At 48.7% G+C, this 23270-nt stretch carries 18 protein-coding genes, 1 tRNA gene and 3 pseudogenes; 20 read left to right on the top strand and 2 right to left on the bottom strand.

What is annotated here, in order from left to right:
* Positions 1–11 precede the first annotated feature (11 nt).
* From prmA to QUE23_RS08850, 9 genes and pseudogenes are all read left to right on the top strand, one after another.
* Positions 12–890 (top strand): 50S ribosomal protein L11 methyltransferase, encoded by an 879-nt coding sequence (gene prmA, locus QUE23_RS08890; RefSeq protein WP_286348647.1) that lies wholly within the window; start codon positions 12–14, stop codon positions 888–890.
* 17 nt (positions 891–907) lie between these two features.
* Positions 908–2821, top strand: coding sequence for an ATP-dependent zinc metalloprotease FtsH (ftsH, locus tag QUE23_RS08885; protein ID WP_286348646.1), 1914 nt, complete (start codon positions 908–910; stop codon positions 2819–2821).
* Between the two features lie 59 nt (positions 2822–2880).
* Positions 2881–3520, top strand: a pseudogene (pssA, locus tag QUE23_RS08880) (CDP-diacylglycerol--serine O-phosphatidyltransferase).
* A gap of 12 nt (positions 3521–3532) precedes the next feature.
* Positions 3533–5691 (top strand): annotated as a pseudogene (locus QUE23_RS08875) (heavy metal translocating P-type ATPase).
* 2 nt (positions 5692–5693) lie between these two features.
* The gene (gene copP / locus QUE23_RS08870) at positions 5694–5894 is read left to right on the top strand and encodes a copper-binding metallochaperone CopP (protein WP_286348645.1); all 201 of its coding nucleotides are present in this window, start codon (positions 5694–5696) and stop codon (positions 5892–5894) included.
* Positions 5891–7533, top strand: a pseudogene (locus QUE23_RS08865) (ABC transporter ATP-binding protein). Before copP ends, QUE23_RS08865 begins: the two are co-directional and overlap by 4 nt.
* A gap of 396 nt (positions 7534–7929) precedes the next feature.
* The gene (locus QUE23_RS08860; RefSeq protein ID WP_286348644.1) at positions 7930–9756 is read left to right on the top strand and encodes a FapA family protein; all 1827 of its coding nucleotides are present in this window, start codon (positions 7930–7932) and stop codon (positions 9754–9756) included.
* A complete protein-coding gene (gene ruvA / locus QUE23_RS08855) occupies positions 9756–10313 on the top strand; it encodes a Holliday junction branch migration protein RuvA (RefSeq protein WP_353622230.1) in 558 nt (185 codons plus the stop codon). Before QUE23_RS08860 ends, ruvA begins: the two co-directional genes overlap by 1 nt.
* A gap of 10 nt (positions 10314–10323) precedes the next feature.
* Positions 10324–11658 (top strand): class II 3-deoxy-7-phosphoheptulonate synthase, encoded by a 1335-nt coding sequence (locus tag QUE23_RS08850; RefSeq protein WP_286348642.1) that lies wholly within the window; start codon positions 10324–10326, stop codon positions 11656–11658.
* On the opposite strand, the gene QUE23_RS08845 is transcribed toward QUE23_RS08850, so the two are convergent.
* Entirely contained in the window at positions 11655–12167 is a 513-nt protein-coding gene (locus tag QUE23_RS08845) for an acyl-CoA thioesterase (protein ID WP_053825661.1), read from the bottom strand. The genes QUE23_RS08850 and QUE23_RS08845 overlap by 4 nt on opposite strands.
* Before the next feature lie 187 nt (positions 12168–12354).
* On the opposite strand from QUE23_RS08845, the gene gabT reads away from it, so the two are divergent.
* The 7 genes from gabT (at position 12355) to QUE23_RS08810 (ending at position 19591) form a co-directional block, all read left to right on the top strand.
* Entirely contained in the window at positions 12355–13623 is a 1269-nt protein-coding gene (gabT, locus tag QUE23_RS08840) for a 4-aminobutyrate--2-oxoglutarate transaminase (RefSeq protein WP_286348641.1), read from the top strand.
* Positions 13620–15047 carry an NAD-dependent succinate-semialdehyde dehydrogenase gene (locus tag QUE23_RS08835; RefSeq protein ID WP_286348640.1) on the top strand — a complete coding sequence of 476 codons (1428 nt, stop codon included), beginning with the start codon at positions 13620–13622 and terminating at the stop codon, positions 15045–15047. Before gabT ends, QUE23_RS08835 begins: the two co-directional genes overlap by 4 nt.
* 101 nt (positions 15048–15148) lie before the next feature.
* Entirely contained in the window at positions 15149–15298 is a 150-nt protein-coding gene (locus QUE23_RS08830; RefSeq protein WP_286348639.1) for a hypothetical protein, read from the top strand.
* A 190-nt stretch (positions 15299–15488) separates the two neighbouring features.
* Entirely contained in the window at positions 15489–16448 is a 960-nt protein-coding gene (gene glaH, locus QUE23_RS08825) for a glutarate dioxygenase GlaH (RefSeq protein WP_286348638.1), read from the top strand.
* On the top strand, positions 16448–17647 hold the full coding sequence (gene lhgO, locus QUE23_RS08820) for an L-2-hydroxyglutarate oxidase (RefSeq protein ID WP_286348637.1): 1200 nt from the start codon (positions 16448–16450) through the stop codon (positions 17645–17647). Before glaH ends, lhgO begins: the two co-directional genes overlap by 1 nt.
* A 67-nt stretch (positions 17648–17714) precedes the next feature.
* Positions 17715–18752, top strand: coding sequence for a UDP-glucose 4-epimerase GalE (gene galE / locus QUE23_RS08815; RefSeq protein ID WP_286348636.1), 1038 nt, complete (start codon positions 17715–17717; stop codon positions 18750–18752).
* Complete coding sequence (locus tag QUE23_RS08810; RefSeq protein WP_286348635.1) at positions 18746–19591, top strand: SDR family NAD(P)-dependent oxidoreductase; 846 nt, start codon at positions 18746–18748, stop codon at positions 19589–19591. The genes galE and QUE23_RS08810 overlap by 7 nt, the downstream gene beginning before the upstream one ends.
* Here QUE23_RS08810 and QUE23_RS08805 read toward each other — a convergent pair.
* Positions 19592–19675, bottom strand: a tRNA-Leu gene (locus tag QUE23_RS08805). It lies immediately after the preceding gene.
* A gap of 110 nt (positions 19676–19785) precedes the next feature.
* Between QUE23_RS08805 and QUE23_RS08800 the strand changes: the two genes are divergently transcribed.
* Genes QUE23_RS08800 through truA form a run of 4 tightly spaced genes read left to right on the top strand, consistent with a single transcriptional unit; the run spans position 19786 to position 23261 of the window.
* Entirely contained in the window at positions 19786–20814 is a 1029-nt protein-coding gene (locus QUE23_RS08800) for a ribonucleotide-diphosphate reductase subunit beta (protein ID WP_285757868.1), read from the top strand.
* A complete protein-coding gene (locus QUE23_RS08795; protein WP_286348634.1) occupies positions 20815–21444 on the top strand; it encodes a protein-L-isoaspartate(D-aspartate) O-methyltransferase in 630 nt (209 codons plus the stop codon).
* Positions 21445–21459: 15 nt separating this feature from the next.
* Complete coding sequence (locus QUE23_RS08790; protein WP_286349456.1) at positions 21460–22500, top strand: LptF/LptG family permease; 1041 nt, start codon at positions 21460–21462, stop codon at positions 22498–22500.
* Positions 22500–23261 (top strand): tRNA pseudouridine(38-40) synthase TruA, encoded by a 762-nt coding sequence (truA, locus tag QUE23_RS08785; RefSeq protein ID WP_286348633.1) that lies wholly within the window; start codon positions 22500–22502, stop codon positions 23259–23261. Before QUE23_RS08790 ends, truA begins: the two co-directional genes overlap by 1 nt.
* The last annotated feature ends 9 nt before the right edge of the window (positions 23262–23270 follow it).

Below are 23270 nucleotides of genomic sequence, written 5' to 3'. Positions count from 1 at the left end.
TAGGTCGTTTCTTGCAAGAAGTCTATTTTAAAACGATCATCCTGCCTACACGCCACCCCGATCTTTTTAGTGCTTTTCTGCTCGACTTCACTGAAGAGGCGATTGAAGAGGCACAAGCCCCCAACTTGCCCTACCAACACTTTGGCGCAAATGCGCCCATCCCCAAAGAGGGTTTTATTGTCTATTCACAACACAGTCCCAAGCCCCTTTTAAAGGCACTGGAGGGCTTTTGCGCCGAGCTGTCTAGTCGCGTAGGCGAGACGGTCGGCTTTTACCACCACAGCACACAGCACGAAAGCAAGGATTGGATTGAGGCTTACAAGGCGGGGGTGAAACCCATTGTGTGTGGGGATTTTGCCATTAATCCTAGCTGGGCCAAAGAGCCCTTAAAGGCTCCCATTTGTTTAAGCCTTGATCCCAGCTTAGCCTTCGGCACAGGGCACCACGAGAGCACAAAGCTGCTTTTGGAGGCCTTTAGTTCTCTTGATGTAAACAGGAAACGAGCCCTAGATGTGGGCTGTGGGAGCGGGATTTTAGGCTTAGCTTTAGCCAAAAAGGGCGCAAAAGTGCATTTATGTGACATAGACCCCCTAGCCCTTGAAGAAACCCAAAAGAATTTTTCTAAAAACAACGCCACCTATGAAAAACTTTGGCTAGGCTCTGTGGCTGGAGAGGGCTATGATTTGATCGTGGTGAATATCGTGGCGAGCGTGATTATCGGGCTTTACCCGGCTTTGCTAAAGGCAAGCCACGCCCAAACAGAGATTTTTTTATCAGGGATTTTGACTGGATACGCACAGCAAGTTTTAGAAGTTTTTACCCCCGTTTTTCACCTAGTTAAGCGCACCCAAGAAAACGAGTGGATGTGTTTGCATTTATCTAAAAGTTAAACATTGTAAGGAATTGTATGGAAAACAATAAAGGACCGGGCGATCCTAGCCCCAAAAAGCCCATTTTACAAAACCCCCTAGTTTTGATCGTGGTGTTCATCCTTGTGGCGATCGTGGCGATGCGCGTGATGAACAGCGACGATGGCTTTGGGGAGCGCTTTTTATCCACAAGCACAAAAAACATCAGCTACCACGAGATGAAAGAGTTGATTGAGAAAAAAGAAGTGGATAGCGTGAGTATCGGGCAGACTTTGATTAAAGCCACGAGCAAAGAGGGGGGGACTAAGATCATCTATGTGGCTAAAAGAGTGCCGGATCTCTCTTTAGTCCCGCTTTTGGACGCGCAAAAAATCAATTATTCGGGCTTTAGCGAGTCTAATTTTTTCACCGAGATTTTAGGCTGGCTCTTGCCCGTGTTGGTGATTTTGGGCTTGTGGATGTTCATGGCAAGCCGCATGCAAAAGAACATGGGTGGGGGGATTTTTGGCATGGGCAGTTCTAAAAAGCTCATCAACGCTGAAAAGCCCAAAGTGCGTTTTAACGACATGGCAGGCAATGAAGAGGCCAAAGAGGAAGTGGTCGAGATCGTGGATTTTTTGAAATACCCCGATCGCTACGCTTCTTTGGGGGCGAAAATCCCTAAAGGCGTGCTCTTAGTAGGACCCCCCGGCACAGGCAAAACTTTATTAGCTAAGGCGGTGGCAGGGGAGGCGAGCGTGCCCTTTTTCTCCATGGGGGGCAGTAGCTTTATTGAGATGTTTGTGGGGCTTGGGGCAAGCCGCGTGCGTGATCTCTTTGACATTGCTAAAAAAGAAGCCCCGAGCATTATCTTCATCGATGAGATCGATGCGATCGGCAAGAGCCGGGCAGCTGGTGGGATGATCAGCGGCAATGATGAAAGGGAGCAAACTTTAAACCAGCTTTTAGCCGAGATGGATGGCTTTGGCTCAGAGAACGCCCCCGTGATCGTGCTTGCCGCCACAAATCGCCCCGAGATTTTAGACCCCGCCCTCTTACGCCCCGGGCGCTTTGACCGCCAAGTCTTGGTGGATAAACCGGATTTTAACGGACGGGTGGAGATTTTAAAGGTGCATATCAAGCCCGTTAAACTCGCTAACGATGTGGATTTGCAAGAGATCGCAAAGCTCACCGCTGGATTAGCTGGGGCGGATTTAGCCAATATCATTAATGAAGCCGCGTTGTTGGCAGGACGCAATAACCAAAAAGAAGTCAAGCAACAGCATTTAAAAGAAGCGGTGGAGCGGGGCATTGCCGGCTTAGAGAAAAAGAGTCGGCGCATTTCGCCCAAAGAGAAAAAGATTGTCGCCTACCATGAGAGCGGACACGCCGTGATCTCCGAGATGACAAAGGGCTCGGCACGGGTGAATAAGGTGTCTATTATCCCTAGGGGCATGGCAGCTTTAGGCTACACGCTCAACACCCCTGAAGAGAATAAATACTTGATGCAAAAACACGAGCTGATCGCCGAGATCGATGTGCTCTTAGGGGGGCGCGCGGCTGAAGATGTGTTTTTACAAGAGATTTCAACAGGGGCAAGCAACGATTTAGAAAGAGCGACCGACATCATCAAGGGCATGGTGAGCTACTATGGCATGAGCGATGTGAGCGGGCTGATGGTGCTTGAGAAACAGCGCAACTCGTTTTTAGGGGGGGGCTTTGGCAGCCCACGAGAGTTTAGCGAGAAAACCGCCGAGCAAATGGATCACTTCATTAAGACCTTGTTAGAAGAGCGCTACACGCATGTCAAGCAGACTTTGAGCGACTATAAGGAGGCGATCGAGGTGATGGTGGGCGAGTTGTTTGAAAAAGAGGTGATCACGGGCGAGAGGGTGCGTGAGATCATTAGCGAGTTTGAAACAAGCCATAATTTAGAGAGTCGCCTAGTCCCACTAGAGGAACACGCCAGCTAGTGAAACCGCTCTATCTCTTCCCCAATCTCTTTACAGCCAGTAGCATTTTTTTAGGCGTGATGGCGATGCTTCACGCTTCACATGGGGAGTTTGTGGTGGCGTGCTGGCTGGTGGTGGGGAGTTTAGTTTTAGACGGGCTGGATGGGCGCATCGCACGCCTGACGAACACCACGAGCAAGTTTGGCTTAGAGTTTGACTCGCTCGCCGATGTGGTTGCCTTCGGGGTGGCGCCAAGTCTCATCGCTTATTTTTATGTGGGGCATTTTTGATGGGAGGTGGGGCATGGCGGCTTGTGCGCTTTTTGTGATTTTTGGGGCAATCCGCCTAGCCCGTTTTAATGTTACGACCCAAACCACAGACCCTTATTCGTTCATCGGTATCCCCATCCCTAGTGCGGCGGTGCTGGTGGTGTTGGGGGTGTTGATCGACAATAAATACGGCGTTTTAAGGGAGGGTTGGGGTAAGTTCTTTTTGGTCTACATTGTGTTTTTAGGGGTGCTGATGGTGAGCAATATCCGCTACCCCAATTTTAAAAAAGTGCAGTGGAATTTAAAACTCTTTGTCTTACTCTTGCTCTTCTTACTCTTGCTCTTTGTGCGTCCTTTGGAGGTGCTGGGCTCGTTTATGTTCTGTTATCTCTTTTACGGGCTGCTTCGTTGGGTTTTTCTCATGGCTAGGATTGTCTTTAAACACAAATGATAGGAGGACATAATGACAAAGGCACAATTTTACATTGAGGGCATGACTTGCAGCGCATGCTCGAGTGGGATTGAGCGCTCTTTAGGGCGTAAGGCGTATGTCAAAGAAGTGGGGGTGGATTTACTCAGCAAAAAAGCCTTTGTGGTCTATGATGAGAGCCAAGCCAGCCTAGAGGACATTTTTAAGCAAATCTCTAAGCTGGGCTACACCGCCCAAAAAAAGCCCCTTAAGGACTTACTAGAGCCGTCTTTTTTAACGCCCAATCTTAAATTACTCTTTGCACTTTTAGGCACTTTGGGGGTGCTGTGTTTATCGATGTTTGCCCCCCTATTGCCCCTGCCACTCTTTTTAAAAGCCCCCTTTAACAATGGTTTAGCACAGCTCATTTTAACTTTAATTGTCATGCACATGGGGCGTAATTTCTACATACACGGCTTTAAGGCGTTGTGGGCACGGCAGCCGAATATGGATAGCCTAGTGGCTCTAGGCACCAGTGCGGCATTTTGTTATAGCCTTGTCTTGCTCTTTAGAGCTTATAGCCACGCTAACATAGAGGGTTATTACTTTGAGAGTGTGTGCGTGATTTTACTCTTTGTGATGGGGGGCAAGCGGGTCGAGCAAAGCTCTAAAGATAAAGCCGTGCAAGCCATGCAAGAGCTCATGCAAGAGCACAACACCAAAGCCCTCAAGGTGCAAGAGGGACAAGATATGGAGGTGGAGATTGACAGCCTTCAAAAAGGCGATATTTTAAGGGTTTTGCCCGGGGCGTATGTCCCTGTGGATGGGGTTTTAATTGAGGGAGCGAGCGAGATAGACGAGTCGATGCTCAGTGGCGAAAGCGTGCCCGTGCTCAAAAAAGAGGGCTCTCAGGTGTTTGCAGGCACACTCAACACCAACACCCCCTTTTTAATGCAAGCCACCCACAACAAGGCGCAAAGCACGCTGGCACAAATCCTAGATTTAATCGCCAAAGCACAAGGCTCTAAAGCCCCCATTGCAAGGCTTGCCGACCAAGTGGCAGGGGTGTTTGTCCCCATTGTGATCGCCATAGCGAGCCTTGCCTTTATCGTGTGGGTGTTTAAGGGGGCTTTAAAGAGGCTTTGGAGGTGTTTATCGCCGTGCTGGTGATCTCTTGTCCTTGTGCTTTGGGGTTAGCCACGCCGATGGCTTTGTTAGTGGCACAAAAAGAGGCAGGCTTATTAGGGCTCTTTTTCAAGGACGCTAAGAGTTTAGAGAAGGCTAAGGACGTTAGCCATGTTTTGCTAGACAAAACGGGCACCATCACGCTAGGCAAACCCGTAGTGAAAGAAGTCCGCACGGCTGAAGGTGTGGAGGTTTTAGACTTGCTTAGTTTGTGTGCGAGCCTAGAGGTGCAAAGCGAGCATGTGATCGCCAAAAGCCTAGTGAAATACGCCAAAGAGCAGGGCGCACCTTTGCAAGAGGTGCAGGGAGTGAAGGCGAGCGCAGGGTTGGGCGTGGTTGGATTCATTGCCGGGCAAGAGTACCGGGCGGGCAATTTGGAGTTTTTTAAGGAGGGCAATCACTTAGGCGATTTTGAGGGGATCGGGGTGTTCTTTGGCACACCTTCTAAAATCTTGGGACTTGTTGTGCTTGAGGACAAGCTCAAAGAGGGGGCAAAAGAGGCGATTGCTGGCATGCACGCTTGTGGGCTAAAAACCCTGCTTTTGAGCGGAGATCGAGAGGCGAGCGTAGCGCAAATGGCACATACCTTAAATTTGGACTACAAAGCGGAGGCTAAACCGGCGGACAAATTATCCACCCTAGAGGACTTGCAAAAAAGCGGGGCGGTGGTGATGATGGTGGGCGATGGCTTAAACGATGCCCCGGCTCTAGCTAAAAGCGATGTGGGGGTGGTGATGGGACTAGGCAGTGGGGCAAGCTTAGAAGTCGCCGATGTGCTAAGCCTACACAACCACCCAAGCGCCGCCTTGCACGCGATCAAACTAAGCCAATACACGATTAGAAACATTAAACAAAACCTATTTTGGGCTTTTTGTTATAATGCGCTGGCAATCCCCCTAGCCTGTGGCGTGGCAGCCCCCTTTATGCTAAATCCTATGCTAGCCAGCCTAGCGATGAGCCTTAGCAGTTTAAGCGTGGTGTTTAACGCCCAACGCTTAAGGGGCGTGCATAAAAAAATCAAAGGATAAAAATGCAAGAAGTGCTGAAAGTGAGCGGCATGACATGCCAGCATTGCGTGGATAAAGTGGAAAAGTTTGTGGGTGAAGTTGAGGGCGTGGAACACATTGAGGTGGATTTAAACAAACAAGAAGTGGCGATAACTTTCAACCCCCCAGCCACGATGGCGGACATTAAAGAGGCGATTTTAGACGCGGGCTACACCCTCGCGTGAAGCTCTTTTTCAAGCGTTTTGCTCCCTTTTTAAAGGGGCATGTGAGTTCATTTGTGTGGATTGTTTTGGCCTCCCTTGTGGTCGCCTTAAGCACCGCTTGGGGGACTTACCTTGTCAAACCCACTCTAGATGACATTTTCATTAAAAGAGACACCCACATGCTGAGCGTGTTGCCTTTTTTAGTGATTGTGGCTTACCTAGGCAAAAGCGGGGGATTTACATACAGACTTATTTTACGAATTTTATCGGCTTAGACATCATCAAAAACCTACGCCATAAAATGCTAGAAACCATGTTGCGCATGGAAATGGGCTTTTTCAACAGCACCCACAAGGGCGAGCTGATCTCCCGCATCACCAACGACATTGCCCTAGTGCGGGCGAGTTTGTCTAACTACCTTGCCGAGAGTGTCCGAGAGGCTTTAAGCGTGATTGGACTCATTTGCGTGGTGATTTACCAAAGCCCTAAACTCTCCATTGTGGGGCTGATCATCATGCCCCTAGCAGCCATCCCTTTAAGCAAAATCATTAAAAAAGTCAAAAAACTCTCTAAGGCAAACCAAGAGACCAATGCGCGCATGACCGCTAGATTGTCCGAGATTTTCCACAACGTCGAAGTCATTAAAACTTCTAATGGGGAGAGCTTAGAATTACAAGCCTTTCAAAAAGAAAACCAAGCCTTTTTTAACTTGAGCCTAAAGAGCATTAAATACGCCGAAATCTCCAGCCCCTTAATGGAGTTTTTAGGCTCTATTGCCATCGCTTTAGTGATTTATCTAGGCGGGTTAGAGGTGATTAAGGGGCATATCAGTGTGGGGGCGTTTTTCTCTTTCATCACCGCCCTTTTCATGCTCTACACCCCCCTAAAACGCCTAGTGAGGATTGCGTCTAACTTCCAAGAGGCCTTAGTCGCGGGTGAGCGCATTTACGAGATTTTAGAGCGCACGCCCGCCATTATGGACGGAGCACAGACTTTAGAGCAACCCATTACAGAAATCAACTTTAAACATGTCAGCCTTGCTTATAAAGACAACTCTGCTCTAGCCTTGCAAGACATTAACCTACATTTGCAAGCCAACCAAATCGTGGCGTTTGAGGGCAAGAGCGGGAGCGGGAAAAGCTCGTTAGTCAATCTCATTTTGCGCCTATATGAGCCTTCAAGCGGACAAATTCTTATCAACAACACCCCCCTGCAAGACCTGCAACAAAAGAGTCTGCGGGCGCAAATTGGCATTGTTACACAAAAGGTTTTTATCTTTAGCGGTTCAATTGCCGAAAATGTCGCCTATGGTTTAGACATTGACGAGGGCAGGGTGATTAAATGCCTAGAGCAGGCGCAGGCGTGGGAGTTTGTGGCGCATTTGGGTGGGGTGGAGGCGACTTTGGAGGAATTTGGGGCAAATTTGAGTGGGGGGCAACGCCAAAGGATCGCCATTGCAAGAGCACTCTACAAAGAGGCGAGTGTGTTGATCTTTGATGAAGCCACTTCAGCCCTAGATCGTGGCACAGAAGAGGGCATCAAACAAACCATCTACGATCTACGAGAAAACCGCCTCATCATCATCATCTCCCACAATCCAAGTAGCCTAGAAATGGCGGATTGTGTTTACCATTTGGAGGGGGGACAGCTCATTAGCTAGGTTCACCCCCACCCCTTCTTTAAGTTATGTATAATGGGTGTTTAATCCAAGAGTAAAGGTTGCTATGGGATTGCTCGATAGTGTTCTCTTGATTTTTCTCATCGGGGTGTTGGTGGGCGGTGTGGGCTATTATATTTATATGGTGCTAAAAAAGTAGAGCCCACAAGGGAGGGTTAAAGCATGTAAGAGAGGATTGCCCATGCTAAAGCTTGCCCCCTTAACACAGCCTCTCAAATCAAGGAGTCAAACTTAAAGCGGTGTTGTGCGATCGCAGTCTAATATTTCTAAAAGAGAATTACACTATAATGGCAGCGTCATGCACACAAGATCTTTGAAAGATCGTTTTTTGCTTGTCGCCTTTGGATTTTACTGCGATGGTTAAGAAAGGGGTTATTGGTGGCTGAGTTTTATTCAAAAATTGTGGAGAATTGTGGGGACATCCGCACCGAGCTAGAAAAGATTGCCCAAAATTATGGACTCGAGACACACGAGTTGTGGTTCGATCTCATCAAGGTACACACCCTCACAAGGTCCGAGCCACGCGGGGAATTTAAGGTTTTAGAGGGCGAGAATCTAAAGCAACTAGACAACGATGCTTTCTATGAAAACCCCGCCCTGGAAGTGATCCAACGCTACGACATTTGCATCAAAAAACGGCTGTTTAAATACTTCATTGACATAGAGGTGTCGCCCGATGATGACGAACTCTATTTGGTGTGCGAAACCCCCTTCATGATTGTCAACGACGAATGGCTCTTTGGAGAGTTGTGCGACTATGTAGAGGCGTGCATGGCCTACAAAAAGATCATTTTACGCCAAATGCAAGCCCAGCACACCTTGTTTAAACAAGAGCTGGTGCGCTACTCCACGGAGGAAAAACTGCCTGAACACATTTGCATTAAGAAATCCCGCTACGCCCCTAACCAACCCGGAACGTTCACTTTTTCTTTAAAAAAGTCTTGGGAGCTCAAAAATAACGAGGAAGCTCCCGTCAACGCCATTTATGGGGCGGGTAAAGGCGACATTGTTTTAGAGTATGCCAAGCCTGCTAAAGGCACACCCGGGCGGGATTTAAAGGGGCTGGCACGTGAAGTGAAGGATTTAGAAGATGTGCCTTTTGAGCTGGAGTTCAGTGCAGAGGCGTTTGATGTCAAAGAAGATGCGGCTAAAATTGTCTATTTGTCTAAATCCGCCCAGTATGTCGCTTTTATGAATAACAAGGTCTTAAAGAGCTTCACCAAAAACAAATATGTGGAGATGAAAAACACCAACATGCCCATGTTTTTAGGGGGGATAGAAAACGGCCTAAGCCTAGAAATCAGCTCTAAAAATGAGATCGACAACGCCATTGAAACAAATTTGCGCATTGAGGCCAAAGAAATTTATGTCAAGGGCAATGTGGGTAAAAATGTCAAATTGGTGGCAAAAAAGATCATCATTGAGGGGCAATTACACACGGATAGCAGTGTAGAAGCCGATGAGGTGTTCATCACCAATAACAAGGGGTTATGTAAGGGCAAAAAAGTCCAATGTAAATATGTAGATCGGGGGATCATCTTTGCCGAGAGTTGCGAAGTGGAGGCGAGCAGCGGGAGTCAAATTTATGCCAAAGACATCAAGCTCAAACAGATTAAATCCAACAACACCTTTTATTTTTCCTCTCAGTGCGACTTTGATGCCATCGATGGAAATGAAAACAAGTTTTGTTTCTCTGCCTTTGCCGCCCCTGAGAACAAGGAAACCCTAGAGCAAACCAAACAGGCGATGAATGTTTACAAAGACAAAGCCCAAAGGGTGATGGCGCAATACCAAAAGCTCAACATTTTTGTGCAGAAAAACCAACCCACCATCGACAAAATCCGCAACGCCGACATCGCCACCCGCAAAGCACTCATTGAGCAAGAGGCGATCAAGCGGATCTACTACGACTTCATGGACTGCTTGAAACGGGTAAAAATCTTGCACATGTATATTTCGCGCATCCAAGACTTAAACCGCCAATTTTTAGAGCGTTTGATCAGCATTGAATCGAGTATGAAACAAGTAAAGGTACACACCAATGGACCCTGGACGGCTTTTAACACCGTGGTTTACGCCCGTACTTACAGCAAGGGCTCTAAGAGTCTCATCACCGAAAAAGGCGAAACGGCGGATTATATCCTAGATGAACAAAGCGGCGAAGTGCGTAAGGTCAGCCGCTACCAACACATCACCAGCTTTTAATGCTAGTGGGTTTAAGGGGCGTGGTGGCGCACACCAGCCCCACTTTTGTAGAAATAGAAGTGCAGGGTGTGGTTTATGGCGTGCATGTGGGCGTACAGACCAGCCAGCACCTACAGGTGGGGACGCACACATACCTACACACCACGCTCATCGTCAAAGAAGACAGCCACACGCTCTATGGCTTTTTAAAGCGGGCAGAAAAAGAGCTCTTTGAGCGGCTTTTAAAGGTCAATGGCGTGGGGCCTAAAGCCGCTTTAGCCATTTTGTCCGTCTATGACGCACCTGCCTTTAGCATGTGTATCCAAAATAAGGACCTCAAAGCCCTGCAAAGGGTGCCGGGCGTGGGGGCAAAAATGGCGGGCAAAATCATGCTAGACTTGGCGGGTTTTGTGGCAAGTGAAACTGAGGCGAGCAAGTCTAGTGAGGTGCAGCAAGCCATTTTAGGCTTGCAGAGTTTGGGCTTTAAGGCCGCAGAGGCGATCAAAATTTGTAACAGCCTACCTAAGGACCTAGACGCAGCTAGTTTAATCAAACTTGCCCTACAAAAACTAAAATAAGGCTTTTGATATGCAAACTTGGTCTTCTCACTCTTGGCGCACCTACCCCATCAGCCAACAACCCACATACCCCGATTTAAAGGCCTTACAAGAGGCAGAAGCCACGCTTAAAAGCTACCCGCCCCTAGTCTTTGCCAAAGAAATGCGTAGCCTCAAAAGCGCACTTAAAGAGGCAGCCTTTGGGCGGGCGTTTTTGTTGCAGGGGGGCGATTGCGCCGAGAGTTTCAGCAGTTTTAGCGCCGATGGCATTAGGGACTTATTCAAAGTGCTCTTGCAAATGAGTGTGGTTTTGGCCTTTGCGGGGGGTTGTCCGGTGATTAAAGTCGGGCGGGTGGCCGGTCAATTTGCTAAACCTAGAAGTGCAGAACATGAAGAGATCGATGGCAAGCAAGTGCCCATTTATCGGGGAGATATGATCAATGGGTTAGAGCTAGAAGATCGCAGTGCTGACCCACAAAGATTGCTGCAAGCCTACCACCAAAGCGCGGCGACTTTAAATTTATTACGCGCCTTTGCTAAGGGCGGACTAGCCGACCTAACCGAAGTGCAGCGCTGGAATTTAGACTTTGTGAAAAACAATCCCCTAGGGCAGCAATACAGCGCCCTAGCCATGCAAATCACCCATGCCCTTAAATTCATGCAAGCTTGTGGCGTGGCACACATGCCCGCCTTGCAAGAAACCGACTTTTACACCAGTCATGAAGCCCTCCTTTTAAATTATGAAGAACCCCTAGTGCGCCAGGATAGCCTTAGTGGGGAGTGGTTTGCCTGCTCGGCGCACATGCTGTGGATTGGTGAGCGCACTAGGGGCTTAGAGCAAGCGCATGTGGAGTTTTTAAGAGGGGTGCACAACCCCATAGGTGTGAAGATCGGCCCTAAAACCACCCTAGAACAAATGCTCGGGCTATGCGAGGTGCTAAATCCGCAAAACGAACCGGGGCGTTTGAGCTTCATCGTGCGCATGGGGGCTAGTGTGCTCAAAAACAACTTTCCTCCGCTTTTAGAGGGGGTCTTGAAGGCACAAAAAAAAGTCGTATGGGTGTGCGATCCGATGCACGGCAACACCACCAAGACCGCTCATGGCATCAAAACCCGCTCTTTCACGCACATTTTACAAGAGGTGCTGGACTTCTTTGAAATCCATAAGGACTTGAATAGCTGTGTGGGAGGGATTCACCTAGAAATGACAGGGCAGAATGTTACTGAGTGCGTGGGCGGAGCGGTGCGTGAAGACAATTTGAGTCAGCACTACTACACGCAATGCGACCCTCGCTTGAATGCCACCCAAGCCCTAGAACTCGCCTTTTTACTTGCTGAGCAACTTAAGGAGCGGGTGGTGCACTAGTTGCCGCCTTTAAGCGCGCTTTTTTGGGTGTGCTTTAGGGCTTCTCTACGCCGAATGGCTCTTTCATAGCGTTCTTTTTCTTTATCGGTGGTGGGGACAAAGGGGGGTATGGGCACGGTTTTGCCGTCCTTGACCGCCACCATGGTGAAGTAGCAACTGTTGGTGTGCACGGCGGTTTGGTTTTGAAAGTCTTCACAAATGACCTTGATCCCCACTTCACAGCTCTTGGTCCCCACATAGTTCACACTGGCGTAACAAGTCACTAGCGTACCGATGTGGATGGGGTGTTTAAACAGCACCCGATCCACGCTCAAAGTTACAGTGCCGCACCCACAATAGCGCGAGGAGCACACATAGGCAACCTTATCTAATAAATTCAACAACTCCCCCCCGTGCATGACATTGTTGAAGTTCACCATTGTGGGGGTTACCAAAAAAGACATGCTAAGTTCTCTCACCCGCCCAATGCTTGAGGTGGTGTCTGCGGCTAATTCTTCCGTATTGCCCATAAAAACTCCTTAAAATTAAAATCAATCTCATAAGGCACAAAACCATAGAAAAGCCCATTCTACTACACCTCATCTTAAAAACACACCGTGTAAAAGGCGTGAAAGGCAAGAGATTCACGCCCTCCTTACCCCTTTATTTAGTGAGTTTTTATACAATAACGCTCTTGTCGTTCAACAAAGGAGCAAGATGCAAAATTTAACACAAAGAAAAGAGGCGGCCACCCCTAGGGGGATTGGTATTGTGTGCGATTGGTTTGTGAGCGAGGCGCAAAATGCCACCCTCAAAAGCACGGATGGACGAGAGTTCATTGACTTTGCGGGGGGCATTGCGGTGCTCAATGTAGGACATAGACACCCTAGGGTGCTTGAAGCCGTCAAAAAGCAATTAGAGCACTTCACCCACACGGCTTACCAAGTTACGCCCTATGAAAGTTACATTGAGCTAGCCGAGAAAATCAATGTCCTAGCCCCGATCAATGGGGTTAAAAAAACTTGTTTTTTCACCACGGGGGGAGAGGCGACGGAAAACGCCATTAAAATCGCCAAGGGGCACACCAAACGCTACGGGGTGATCGCCTTTGGGGGGGCGTTTCACGGGCGCACCTCTATGGCGGTGAGCATGACAGGCAAGGTTGCGCCCTATAAAGCTGAGATCGGCGTGGGCATGCCCGGGGTCTATCACGCCTACTACCCTAACGAACTCCACGGGGTCAGCACTAAGGACGCGCTGCATAGCCTAGAGTTCATCTGCAAATGCTCGATTGCGCCTAAAGATGTCGCCGCGCTGATCTTTGAGCCCGTGCAGGGTGAGGGGGGGTTTAACCCCGCCCCCGCTGACTTTGTAGCAGGGCTTAGGGCGTTTTGCGACACGCATCAAATTGTGCTGATCGCCGATGAAGTGCAAACGGGTTTTTGTAGGACAGGCAAGACTTTTGCGATGGAGCATTTTAAAACCCAAGCGGACATCATTTGCATGGCTAAGAGTTTGGGCGGGGGGTTTCCCCTTTCAGGCGTGGTGGGCAAGGCGGATATTATGGATTCTTTAAGTGCCGGCGGGTTAGGCGGGACTTATGCCGGCAACCCAATAGCTGTGGCCGCCGCTTTGGAGGTGTTAAAAATCATTGAAGAAGAGAGTTTAAATGAGAAAGCAAACAAGCTAGGTAAGCAGCTTAAAGATAGCCTACACACCCTAAAAGAAAAAGAAAACTTCACCCAAATGGCGCAAATTAGGGGGTTAGGCTCAATGGTGGCGCTAGAGCTCTTTGATCAGGGCAAACCCAGCAGTGATTTGGCCAAAGCCATCCAAAAAGAAGCGATGGATCAAGGGCTTTTGCTCTTAACCTGCGGCTCTTACGCCAATGTGATTCGCTTCCTCTACCCCTTAACCATCCCTAAGGAGCAATTCAACCAAGCTCTAGACATCCTTAACAAATCCATTAAAAAGGTCTTAGCATGAACTTTTCTTTACTCAACCACCCCTTTGTAAGCCTTGCCCCCCAAGAGGGCTTTATCCCTGTTACAAACCCTGCAACCTTACAAGAGATCGCCTATGTCAAAAGTGTAAGCCAAGCAGAGCTAGAGCAAATCATCGCCCACGCCCACAAGGCACAAAAAGAATGGGCGAGCAAGCTCACCCTAGAGAGGGCGGACCTTCTCTTAAAGTTGCGCGCCTTGCTCTTAGAAAATTTGGAGGACTTAGCGCGCATCCTCACGCAAGAAATGGGTAAGCCCTTAAAAGAGGCAAGGTCGGAGATCACCTATGGGGCGAGTTATTTGCGTTGGTTTGCCGAGCAGGCGCGGCGTATTGACGGGGACATTTTGCCCAGTGTCGTGGCTAACCAAAAAATCCTCGTCTTAAAACAGCCCATCGGCGTCTGTGCCGCCATCACCCCGTGGAACTTCCCCTCTGGCATGATTGCGCGCAAACTCGCCCCCGCCCTAGCCTGTGGCTGCGCAATAGTGATCAAACCTGCCACCCAAACCCCTCTTAGTGCCTATGCTTTAATGGTGTTGGCACAAAAAGCGGGCATCCCTGAAGGGGTCTTAAGCGTGGTTACGGGGGAGACAAAAATGCTCGCTAAGTGCCTTTGTGAAAGCGATGTGGTGCGTAAAATCAGCTTCACCGGCTCGACTGAAGTGGGTAAAATCTTGGCAGCACAAAGTGCCGCCACCCTTAAAAAACTCTCTTTGGAGCTTGGGGGCAATGCGCCCTTTATTGTCTTTGAGGATGCCAACTTAGAAAAGGCGGCCGAGGGGATCATGCTCTCTAAGTTTAGAAACAGCGGGCAAACCTGCGTGTGTGCGAATCGTATCTATGTGCAAAAAAGCGTTTATGAGGAATTAAGCTGCATTTTAAAAAGCAAAGTGGAAAGCTTGAATTTAGGCAATGGGCTAGAAGAAAACACCACACAGGGGCCCTTGATCGACTCTAGGGCGGTGGCTAAAGTGCAGGAGCACATCGCGGACGCTACAAGCAAAGGGGCCCAAATTTTAAGCGGTGGCAAGCCCAGCGCGCTTGGGGCAAGCTTTTTTGAGCCCACGATTTTAACGGGGGTGAATCAAGGCATGGCGGTCGCCAAAGAGGAAACCTTTGGGCCGCTTGCCCCACTCTTTAGGTTTGACACTGAAGAAGAGGTGCTAGAGTGGGCGAACGCCACGCAGTATGGGCTAGCGGCTTATTTTTATACCCAAAATTTAGCCAGAGTCTTTAGAGTGGGCGAGGCGTTAGAGTATGGCATGGTGGGGGTCAATGCCGGGCACATCTCCACAGAAACCGCCCCCTTTGGCGGGATCAAACAAAGCGGCATTGGGCGTGAAGGCTCAAAATATGGCATTGAGGACTATTTAGAGATCAAATATTTAAATGTGCGTTTAGATTAAAGATTTTTCTGTGCCTGCGGGGCAGATCAAGACGTAGTTTTTAGCTAAACTCAAGAGCATGCCCCTTTAAGCAGCGTTTAGGCTTTGTGGAGGGGGTGGCGATGTTGGCGCGCACGGATACTGGGATCGGGGTTTTATCCATCGCCCACACTGATGCTGTGGCTAGGCTTAAAGGGCGATCGGGCGGAGGAGAAACTCGTTGCCTTAATGTTTGCGATCTTGTATGTGCTGGTTGTAGCAACCTTGTTTAAGGGCGCAAACTGCTCTAGCCACTCACTAGGAGTTAAGCAGACATTATGCGGTCTCTGGCGTGCCTATTTTAGTATTGTGCCCAAGATGGCGTGGGGCTTTTTGCCCCACTTTTGGGCTTTAGTGTTAGAACATTATGGATTGTTGGGTAAAATTCCATCCACGCCTTGATCTTAAGTTAAAGGAGAGAACATGGCAAATAAATCCACGAGTAAAGCGTTTAGTGTAGAGGTTACCCCCTACTCCAAGCGGCTTTTGCAAGTAACCTTTAGCCAAGACACGATCGCAAGCTTGCTTAAAGAGCTGGCACCTTGCCCCTTGCAAGCGTTGGAGTATAAATCTTTCTTGCGCTTTAGGGCTGCCCAAATTTTAGACAAACTCTGCGAGCACAAGCTTAAACCCTTTTTAGAAAAGTCTTTAAGCGATCGCAAAACCGGCGCATTGCTAATAAACCCACAGGGCATCAATTCAGCCGAGCAGGGCGATGACATGGTCAAAATCGCCACAGCCATCGTGCATTTGATCGGGCGCTCCAACTTTGATCAGATGAGCGGGCAGTTTTACGCGCGCTGGGCGGTGGTGAACACCGACAACTCGGATAGCTACCTACGCCAACCCCAAAAGCCCCTGGAGCTCCACAATGACGGGACCTATGTCAATGAAGTTACCGACTATGTGCTGATGTATAAGATTGACGAACAGCACATGCAAGGGGGCGACTCGCAACTCTTGCACCTAGATGACTGGGAGGACTTGGCAAAGTTTTACAACCACCCGCTGGCTAAAAGGGTGATGCGCTGGTCAGCACCTCCTAGCAAAAATGTGGCTTACGATGTCTACCACCCCGTGTTTGAAGCCGACAACCACGCCCACCCTGTCATGCTCTACATTGACCAATTCGCCCAACCCAAAGACTACGAAGAAGGTGTTTACTTAGCCAATCTTAGCGACTCTTTAGAGAGCTCTAAGGCAAAACTCTCTTTCCCTGTGCCTGTAGGGCAATGCCTCCTCATCAATAACTTATTTTGGCTGCACGGGCGGGATAAATTCCAGCCCCACCCTAAACTACGCCGCGAACTGATGCGCCAAAGGGGGTATTTTTCTTTTGCCACCAACCCCTTTAGCCGCTACAAAGACTTTAAAAACTTCTAATGCCGCCCATTTACGATTGCGTGGTGATCGGAGGAGGGATTTTAGGGCATTCGGTGGCGATGCAGCTTTTAGACAAACACCCCGATTTAAAAGTCTTGCTCTTAGAAAAAGAAGCCCAAAGTGCCTTGCACCAAACGGGGCGCAATAGTGGGGTGATCCACGCGGGGGTCTATTACACCCCGGGCAGTTTAAAGGCGCGCTTTTGCTATGAAGGCAACAAAGCCACCAAAGCGTTTTGCCAAGAAAATGGGATTAAATATGAAGAATGTGGCAAGCTTTTGGTGGCAAGCAACGACTTAGAAATGCAGCGCATGCAAGCCCTCTTAGAGCGCACCCAAGAAAACGGGCTAGAGCGCACCTGTTTAGATGCCAAAGAGCTTAAAGAGTTAGAGCCAAACATCACAGGTCTAGGCGGAATCTTCTTTCCCACAAGCGCCATTGTGAGCTATCAAGAAGTTACGCTAGCGATGGCGAGGCGTTTTAAAGAAAAGGGCGGAGAGGTCATTTACAATGCTGAGGTGGTGGCGATCACAGAACACGCCCGGGGGGTACAACTTTGCACCAAAAACGCCACTTACGAGGCAAACTATCTCATCTCTTGTGCCGGGCTACACAGCGATCGCATCGTGCAAATGCTAGGCTTAAAACCCAACTTCACCATTTGTCCCTTTAGAGGGGAGTATTTTAAGTTGTCCCCCAAACACAACCAAATCGTTAAACATTTAATTTATCCCATTCCCGATCCGAGCATGCCCTTTTTAGGGGTGCATTTGACACGCATGATCGATGGGAGTGTGACGGTGGGGCCTAATGCCGTGCTTGCACTCAAAAGGGAGGGGTATCACAAAAGCGACATCAGCCTACACGACCTAAAAGAAATGTTAGCACACAGAGGGGTGAGAAAGGTCATTGCTAAATACCTAAAACCTGGGCTTTTGGAGTTTAAAAACTCTTTATGCAAAAAAAGCTATTTGGGTTTGGTGCAAAAGTATTGCCCGCGCTTAAAGCTGGAGGATTTAGATTCCCACCCTGCCGGCGTGCGCGCCCAGGCGGTGAGCGATTTTGGAGAACTCATTGAGGACTTTTTATTTTGCAATACACAGCGCAGTGTCAATGTCTGCAACGCCCCAAGCCCTGCCGCCACTTCGGCTATCCCCATAGGCCGGCACATTTTAGAGCAGTTGGAGGGGATTTTATAAAACCAGTTGGCCGAGTCAAAAGCCAAATTTGGATAACATAGAGCCTAAATTTTCTAAAGGTTTTGGCATGTTGCTTTTCACAGGGGCTTGTGGGTATATCGGGGCGAGTGTCGCGCGTTTGTTTTTGGAGCAGACAGATTATAAAATTTGGATCGTGGATAATTTAAGCACGGGCTTTGAAATCCACGCACAAACCTTAAAGCACCTTTACCCTGAGCGGGTGTTTTTTGATCTTTTGGATTTAAGCGACATGGACAAACTAGAGAGCCACCTTACCGCCAAACAAGCGCAAGGGCATCGTCTGCAGGGCGTGTTGCACTTTGCGGCAAAACTCTTGGTCGAAGAATCCACACGCCTACCTCTGGATTACTACACCAACAACACCTTAAACACCTTGCAATTAGCCAAATTGTGCGTGAAACACAAGATCAAGCATCTTGTCTTTTCCTCCACCGCTGCCGTTTATGGGCAGACCACGCAAGTTGTCGACGAAAACGCCCCCCTAGAGCCCATTAACCCCTATGGCGCGTCCAAAATGATGAGCGAGCGTATTTTGCTAGACACTGCCAAGGTTGCGCCCTTTGCCTGCGCGCTTTTACGCTATTTTAATGTCGCCGGGGCCACCCACTTTAATGACTATTCAAGCCCCTTTGCTTTAGGGCATCGGGCCAAAAACGCCACGCATTTAATTAAAGTGGCTTGTGAGTGCGCCACACATAAACGCCCATCCATGGCGATCTTTGGCGACGACTACCCCACGCCCGATGGCACTTGTGTGCGCGATTACATCCACATAGACGATCTCGCTTTAGCGCATTTGGAAGCCTTTAAAACCTTGCAAGTTGAAAACAAAAGCCAAATTTACAATGTGGGCTATGGGCGGGGTTATAGCGTGGCTGAAGTGGTGGCTAAGGTCAAAGAGATTTCGGGCGTGGATTTTAAGGTACAAATGCAGGGCAGGCGCCCGGGCGATCCGGCGAGTTTGATCGCCGACAATCACAAGATTTTAACCCACACCGCCTTTAAACCGCAATATGCCAATTTAGAAACCATCATTAAAAGCGCGTATGTGTGGGAGCAATATTTGGGAGCGCAACCATGTTAGCGGTGGTTTTAACGGGGGCAAGCAGTGGAATCGGGCTTGAGTGCGCTAAGGCACTCTTACAAAAGGGCTATAAAGTCTATGCCCTCTCAAGGCAGGCCACAAAGATAGACAGCCTAGAACACCCCCATTGTGTGCGTCTTGATTGCGATTTGCAAGATGAAAACCAGATTGCAAGAGCCACAGACATGATTTTAGCGCAAGAAAAAGAGCTTTTTGCGCTCATCAACAACGCCGGTTATGGGATGTTCGGCGCGCTAGAAGAGCAACCCATCAGTGAAGCGAAGGCATTGTTTGAAACAAATTTATTCAGCGTGGGGGAGCTGTGCTCTAGATTGTTGCCCTTGTTGCGGGCAAGTGCAGCACTTCAAGCAAGCACAGGCCTTCAGGCAAGCCAAAGGCTTGCTCCCAAAATCATCAATGTTGCCTCAAGTGCGGGGCGTTCCACCACTTTGTTTTTAGGCTGGTACCATGCGAGCAAATACGCCCTAGAAGCTTACAGCGATTGCTTGCGCGCCGAGTTGTTGGGCTTAGGGGTGCAAGTGGTGTTGATCGAGCCCGGGGCGATCAAGACTAAATGGGATGCGGGGCTAGAAAACACTTTAAAGCCAAATAGCCCCTACGCCCTAGAATTGCAAAAAACCCACGCTTACTTTAAAAAAGTTTATGAAAACGCCAGCCCGGCTAGTTTGGTGGCCACCACAATCTTAAAGGCGTTAGAGAGCCAAAATCCTAAAACCCGGTATTTGGTCGGCAAAAAGGCGCATTTATTGGTGTGGACGAAAGCACTTTTACCAGATAAAATCTACGATTTTTTGCTAAGAAAAGAGATTTTAAAGTAGTGGTGCGGAAGAGAGGACTTGAACCTCCACGCCTTGCGGCGCCAGATCCTAAGTCTGGTGCGTCTGCCATTTCGCCACTTCCGCATAAAAGCTAGAATCTTAACCTTTAGAAGTTTAAATTAGGCTTAAATTTAGCCAAAGTCCATTTTATAAGCTAGTTTAGATTATACTAAGCCCCTTTTGAAGGAGTGAAAATGAAAGCGTTGGGCCGTAAAAAAATCTACAACCCCGAATCGAAGGAACATGCGGGGGAGCGCCAAATCTTTGGGGGCAACCCCACGAGCATGTTTGATTTAAACCAAATCAAATACCCATGGGCGAGCAAACTTTGGAAAACTATGCTGACAAACACATGGTTTCCTGAAGAAGTGGGCATGCAAGGGGACAAGACTCACTATTTGAAGTTAAGCCCACAAGAAAAGGTCGGCTACGATCGCGCCCTAGCCCAACTCATTTTCATGGATAGTTTGCAAACAAACAATCTCATCGACAACATCAACCCCTTCATCACCAGCCCTGAGATCAATCTATGTTTGGTGCGCCAAGCCTTTGAAGAGGCATTGCATAGCCACAGCTACGCCGTGATGGTGGAGAGCATTAGCGCAAACAGCGATGAGATTTACGAAATGTGGCGCACCGACTCCGCTCTCAAAGACAAGAACGATTGCATCGCCCAAATTTATATGGACTTATCTCAAGAGCCCACCGAGCGCAATCTGTTAAAGGCGTTGTTCGCCAATCAAATTTTAGAGGGGATTTATTTTTACAGCGGATTTAGCTACTTTTACGCTTTGGCACGCAGTGGGCGTATGCTAGGCACAGCGCAAATGATCCGCTTCATCCAAAGAGATGAAGTAACACACCTAAGCTTATTCCAAAACATGATCAATTCTTTGCGTAAAGAGCGCCCCGATCTTTTCACCCCAGATTTGCTTGAAGAGGTTGTGGACATGTTTAAGCAAGCCGTGGATTTGGAGAGCGCATGGGGGGCATACATCACGCAGGGGCAGATTTTGGACTTAAGCCCTAAAATTTTGCGCGCCTATACAGAGTATTTAGCCGACACCCGCTTAGCCGTGGTGGGGCTGCCTAAGCTGTACCACACCAAAAACCCCATCCGTTGGGTCGAGCAATTTGCCAACTTCAACAGCCACCGCTCTAACTTCTTTGAGGCACGGGTCAGTAATTACTCTAAGGGCAGCATTAGCTTTGAGGGGTTTTAGTTGTTTAGCCTAAAAAACGCCCATATGTGTGCCGAGATTGCCCGCCACTTCCCCCTAGAAAAGCCCGTTGAAGAGGCCATTTGTGCGATCAATCGAGAAGAGTTTGTGTCGCCTAAACACCTGGCTTACAGCCTAAACGCCCTGCCCCTAGATGGCGAGCAGTTTATCAGCTCTCCGCTCACGGTGGCAAAAATGACGCAGTATTTACAGCTAAAGGGGGTCGATAGCGTGCTAGAGATCGGCTGTGGGAGCGGGTATCAGGCAATGGTGCTCTCTAAATTGGTGCGCCGTGTCTTTAGCATTGAGCGTATTGAAAAGCTGTTGGTGCAGGCCAAAGAGCGCTTTAGGCGTTTAAAGGTAACGAATATCCACACAAAATTAGCAGACGGGCAAGAGGGCTGGCGTGAATTTGCCCCCTTTGAGCGCATTTTATTTTCAGCGTGCGCCACGCACATCCCTAGTGCCCTTGTGGAGCAACTAAGCGAGGGGGGGATTTTACTAGCTCCCATGCTAGAAAACCGCACGCAAACCATCACCCGTTTTGCCAAACAAAATGGGCGTTTGCTAGCCGAGCGCTTGGAGAAGTGTCAGTTTGTGCCGGTGTTAAATGGCGTAGAGCGGGGGGTTTAGGGGGCGAGCGTGGATTTGGCTAAAACCTGTATGTTTAACGCCATTTCGCAAATTTTCTTTTCGTTCTTTTTGGTGCTCTTTTTCATCGCGTCCATGATCATGCTCATAGGCATCGCCAGCGTTACCTTAGTGGTGAAACTGAGTTTCTTAGACTTGGTGCAGCTTTACACCTACTCATTGCCCGGCACGATATTTTTCATCATCCCCATCACCTTTTTTGCTGCTTGCGCCATTGGGCTAGCACGGCTCTCCTACGACCACGAGCTGTTGGTGTTCTTTTCGCTAGGGATCGCGCCTAAAAAAATCGTGCAAGCCTTTTTACCCCTTTGTGTCTTCGTTAGCGGTGTGCTTTTAGTCTTTTCTTTAATCTTAATCCCCGCTTCTAAGAGTGCCTACTACTCGTTTATTAGAGATAAAAAAGACCACATTGATGTCAATATCCAAGCGGGGGAGTTTGGACAAAAGCTGGGCGATTGGCTGGTGTATGTAGGCAAGAAAGAGGGGGGGGTTTTTAGCGATTTGGTGCTCTTCTCGCATAAGGGGCTAGCCCTCGAGAGTTTTATGATCGCCCAAAAGGGGGAGGTGAAAAACACCGATGGAGTCTTTGGCTTACAATTAGATCATGGCAACGCCTACTTTGCCGACAAAGGGCAGTTACGCAAAGTCACCTTTCAACAATTAAATTTACGCAATAAACTCAGCATATCCGCGCGCACAAACGCCGCTTATGTGCATGGACACGACTATATAGGCTATTGGAAGAAGGCTTTTGGCACGCACCCAGACAAAAACCAACAACGCCGTTTTACACAAGCTATTTTAGTCGCCCTGTTCCCCCTAGCTAGTTTGTTTTTAATCCCCGTCTTTGGCATTTCTAACCCCCGCTTTTCTAAGAATTTATCCTATGTCTATGTGCTTTTGGCAGTGGGGCTTTACTTCTTAGGCATGCATGTCATCAGCCAAGACGCGCCCATCATCGGCACCATCACCTTGCCAATTGTGTGGTTTTTAGGCTCTTATGCGCTGTATCGCCGCATCATTGTGCGCTTTTATTGATGCACCGCTTTAAACTCACCCTTGCCTACGATGGCAGTGCTTTCATGGGCTTTGCCAAGCAAGAGGGCTATCCTACCATAGAGGGCACACTAGAAAATGCGCTAAAAAGACTAAATATCTCTAGCCAAATTAGCGCCGCAGGACGCACAGACAAGGGCGTGCATGCCACCTGCCAAGTCGTGGCGTTCAATGCCCCTAAATTTTGGAGCACACCTAAACTACGCGCCCATTTGCAGCCCAAACTTACCCCCCACATTGTTTGCCAAAGTTTAGAGCAAGTGGATTTAGACTTTCACCCCCGTTTTCACGCCTACAAAAGGCGTTACCGCTACATTTTCACCCAAAACCCCCTAAGCCCCTTTCTAGCCCGTTACGTGGCCTTTTGCCCGCATGGCAGCCTTAAAAGCTTGCAAGAAGCCTTAAATTGCTTTGTCGGCACACATGACTTTAAATATTTTTGCAAAACGGGCAGCGATCCTAAGCACACAAGCCGTGTGCTCTATCAAGCCTTTTGTTACCCCTTTCATGTGAGGGGCTTAGATTTTGTAGTGGTGGTCTTGGAAGCTAATGGGTTTTTACGCGCACAGGTGCGCTTGATGCTTAAGGCGGCGTTGCAACACTCTTTAGGGTGCTTGAGCCTTGCAGATTTAAGGGCACAACTTGCGCTCAAAAGGCGGGTGTGCATGGACTTAGCCCCCTCTAGTGGGCTGTATTTGAGTCGGGTATTTTATCCACAGCCCTTAAGCAAAAATGGGGTATAATGGGCTCTT

Origin of the sequence: Helicobacter felistomachi, from assembly GCF_030296895.1 — a bacterium.
GTDB lineage: Bacteria > Campylobacterota > Campylobacteria > Campylobacterales > Helicobacteraceae > Helicobacter > Helicobacter felistomachi.
This window is presented reverse-complemented; position numbering and strand designations above follow the sequence as displayed.

Excerpts from the sequence above, each read along its gene's own strand:
- ftsH (WP_286348646.1), top strand. The coding sequence starts at position 908 with ATGGAAAACAATAAAGGACCGGGCGATCCTAGCCCCAAAAAGCCCATT.
- copP (WP_286348645.1), top strand. The coding sequence starts at position 5,694 with ATGCAAGAAGTGCTGAAAGTGAGCGGCATGACATGCCAGCATTGCGTG.
- ruvA (WP_353622230.1), top strand. The coding sequence starts at position 9,756 with ATGCTAGTGGGTTTAAGGGGCGTGGTGGCGCACACCAGCCCCACTTTT.
- QUE23_RS08850 (WP_286348642.1), top strand. The coding sequence starts at position 10,324 with ATGCAAACTTGGTCTTCTCACTCTTGGCGCACCTACCCCATCAGCCAA.
- QUE23_RS08845 (WP_053825661.1), bottom strand. The coding sequence starts at position 12,167 with ATGGGCAATACGGAAGAATTAGCCGCAGACACCACCTCAAGCATTGGG.
- gabT (WP_286348641.1), top strand. The coding sequence starts at position 12,355 with ATGCAAAATTTAACACAAAGAAAAGAGGCGGCCACCCCTAGGGGGATT.
- QUE23_RS08835 (WP_286348640.1), top strand. The coding sequence starts at position 13,620 with ATGAACTTTTCTTTACTCAACCACCCCTTTGTAAGCCTTGCCCCCCAA.
- QUE23_RS08830 (WP_286348639.1), top strand. The coding sequence starts at position 15,149 with ATGTTGGCGCGCACGGATACTGGGATCGGGGTTTTATCCATCGCCCAC.
- glaH (WP_286348638.1), top strand. The coding sequence starts at position 15,489 with ATGGCAAATAAATCCACGAGTAAAGCGTTTAGTGTAGAGGTTACCCCC.
- lhgO (WP_286348637.1), top strand. The coding sequence starts at position 16,448 with ATGCCGCCCATTTACGATTGCGTGGTGATCGGAGGAGGGATTTTAGGG.
- galE (WP_286348636.1), top strand. The coding sequence starts at position 17,715 with ATGTTGCTTTTCACAGGGGCTTGTGGGTATATCGGGGCGAGTGTCGCG.
- QUE23_RS08810 (WP_286348635.1), top strand. The coding sequence starts at position 18,746 with ATGTTAGCGGTGGTTTTAACGGGGGCAAGCAGTGGAATCGGGCTTGAG.
- QUE23_RS08800 (WP_285757868.1), top strand. The coding sequence starts at position 19,786 with ATGAAAGCGTTGGGCCGTAAAAAAATCTACAACCCCGAATCGAAGGAA.
- truA (WP_286348633.1), top strand. The coding sequence starts at position 22,500 with ATGCACCGCTTTAAACTCACCCTTGCCTACGATGGCAGTGCTTTCATG.